We start from the raw sequence: 2,940 nt of genomic DNA, 5'->3' as shown, positions 1-2,940 counted from the left end.
TTGCCGACATGACGGGCCTGGCTCATGAACCGGAACGCCTCGACCGCCCGGCGGACATCCCAGCTCCGCAGCGGCAACGGCCGCACCGCACCGGCACCCGCAGGCAACATCAGACCGGACGGTGGCTCCAGCGCGCCGCTCGACGGCACTCGGACGAGCCGCCCGCCCCGGATCTCACCCGCGCGAACGAGTACCTGCGGCTCACCGGAAGCCACCGCCCCTGGCAGGGCTTCCAGAGAAGCGTCTTCCGAGTCGAGGTCTACCAGTCCGAAGCGGCCAGGGTGCTCGGTCTGGGCAGAGCGCACCAGGCCCCAGATCGAGGCTGCGGCGAGGTCGACGGCGCCCCCCGCGGCACTGCCCTCGGCAACCGCGCCACGAGTCACGAAAAAAGCGCGGGACCTGGCGAACTGTGGTGCGGCTAGCCAGGTTTGCACGAGGTCCAGTACGCGGCCGGTCACCTCTCGCACGGCGTCCGTGACCTCTTGCGGGCCCGAGGCGATCGGGATCAGCAGGGTTTCGGGCACGATGTCGAGCTCGGAGAGCGTAGTGAAGGCCGGCGTACCGGGGACTGCCAGTTCGCCCAGCACGGCAAGGGAACCCGGTGGCCCCGCCGCAACGGGCAGCCACTCAAGCCGGAACAGGGCGTCCTGGTTGGACACGGACAGCGCACCGGTGTCGACCGGGCGCATAGTCAGCGCTCGCACCGAAACGACCGGCTGCCCGGTCTGGTCCGCGACTTCGAGGGACACGGTGGCCGGCCCCGACACACTCAGCCGTACCCTCAGCGACGTAGCGCCGGTGGCGTGCAGCGAAACCCCGTTCCAGGAGAACGGCAACTGGCCTCCCTCGGGTGATGCCGCGCCCGAGGAAGCAAGCACGTCGGGGCGCGGACCGCCGATCCCCGCGAACGCGGCGGAGTGCACGGCCGCGTCCAGCAGCGCCGGGTGCAGGCCGAACCCGCTCGTGTCGACCACACCCGGATCGACTTCGGCGAAAATCTCCTTGCCGCGCCGCCACACCGACTTCACTCCCTGGAAAAGCGGACCGTAGTCGAAACCGGCATCAGCAAGCCGCTGGTAGAACCCGTCGAGCCCGATCGGCTCCGCGTCCACGGGCGGCCACGGAACCGCTTCCGGCGCAGGCTGGGCCTCGGCGGAAACGACACCCCTGGCGTGGCGGGTCCACTGGACGTCCTCACCACGGGAGTAGACGCTCACCGTGCGGGCGCCCGCCTCGTCGGAGCCGCCGAGCACCACCTGGATCTGGACGCTGCCGTCGTGCGGCAGGACCAGGGGTACTTCCAGGACCAGCTCGTCGACGTGCCCGCAGCCGACCTCGTCACCAGCGCGAACCGCGAGCTCCAGGAACGCGGTACCGGGAAGCAGGACCACCCCGCCGACCCTGTGCTCGGCCAGCCAAGGGTGCGAAGTCAGCGAAAGGCGGCTGGTAAAAAGGAATCCGCCGGATTCCGGCAGCTCGACCCCAGCCCCCAGCAGCGGGTGGTCCGTCGCGCCCAGCCCCAGCGAAGCGGCGTTACCCGAGCCGGTGACTGCCGTCGGCCAGTAGCGCTCGCGCTGGAACGCGTAGGTCGGCAGTTCCACTCGGCGGCCGGCGGCGATCAGCTTTGCCCAGTCCGGTTCAACGCCGAGGACGAACAGCTCCGCCAGCGCGCTGACGGCCGACTTCTCTTCACCACGATCCTTGCGCATCAGCGGAATCGCTGCGGTGTCCACCAAGTTCTCCTGGACCAGTGCGGACAGCGCGCCGTCCGGGCCGAGCTCCACGAACGCCGTGGCACCCGCGGCCTCCAGCGCCCTCACCCCGTCGGCGAACCGCACCGTCTCGCGGACCTGCCGCACCCAGTACTCCGGGTCACACCACTCATCCGACACGAGCCCACCGGTCACGGTCGACACCGCCGCGATCGAGGGCGTGCCGAACGCCAGCCCGGTCACAACCTCGCGGAATTCGTCCAGCATCGGCTCCATCAACGCCGAATGGAACGCATGGCTCACCTTCAAGCGTCGGCTTCGGAAACCACCCACCTGCGACACGGCCGCCTCGGTCCCGGCGATCACCACCGACCGCGGGCCATTCACGGCCGCCAGCGAAACACCTTCCGGCAACGGCGAAAGCTCGTCCTCCGTGGCCTCAACGGCAACCATCACACCACCGGCGGGCAACGCCTGCATCAGGCGAGCACGCGCGCTCACCAGCGCACAAGCATCCTCGAGAGACAACACACCCGAAACGTGCGCGGCGGCGATCTCGCCGATCGAATGCCCGGCCACGAAATCCGGAACAATCCCCCATGACTCCACGAGCCGGAACAGCGACACTTCCAGAGCGAACAACGCGGGTTGCGTGAACCCGGTCAGCGCCAGCGACTCCTCATCGTCGGCGACCGGGGAGCCCAACGCGGCCGACACCCCGTCGAAGGCTTCCGCGAACACCGGGAACCGGGCGTAGAGCTCCTTGCCCATCCCGGCCCGCTGACTCCCCTGACCGGCGAACAGGAACGCCGTCCGGCTTCGTCCATGAGCCGTGCCCTCAACCAGGTTTGCGGCGCAACCGCCCTGGCCCAGTTCAGTCACGGCGTTCAGCAGTTCTTCGTAGTTCTCGCCAACGAGCACCGCACGGTGCTCAAGCACCGACCGGTGCGCGGCCAGGGAAATCGCGACATCCGCAGCCGTGACACCGGTCGTTTCCCTGAGGTAAGCCGCGAGCCGTGCGGCCTGCGCGCGGACGGCCCCGGCCGTCTTCCCGGACACCACCCATGGCAGCACCACGGGCCGGGGAACCGGTGCCGCCGTGACAGGCGCAGCCGGAGCCTGCTCCAAGATGGCGTGCGCGTTGGTGCCGCTGATCCCGAACGAGGACACCCCGGCCCGGCGGGGGTGCCCGGTTCGTGGCCAGGACACCGACTCGGTCGCCAGCTCC

1 protein-coding gene is annotated in these 2,940 nt (G+C 69.7%); it reads right to left on the bottom strand.

The features are described from left to right. On the bottom strand, positions 1-2,882 hold a 2,882-nt coding region (locus ACWDKQ_RS35610), incomplete at its 3' end, for an acyltransferase domain-containing protein (RefSeq protein WP_450143144.1). Between the last annotated feature and the right edge of the window lie 58 nt (positions 2,883-2,940).

It is taken from the genome of Saccharopolyspora sp. NPDC000995 (assembly GCF_053599315.1).
Note: the sequence above shows the minus strand (reverse complement) of the source record. Positions and strands in the feature narration are given on the sequence as shown.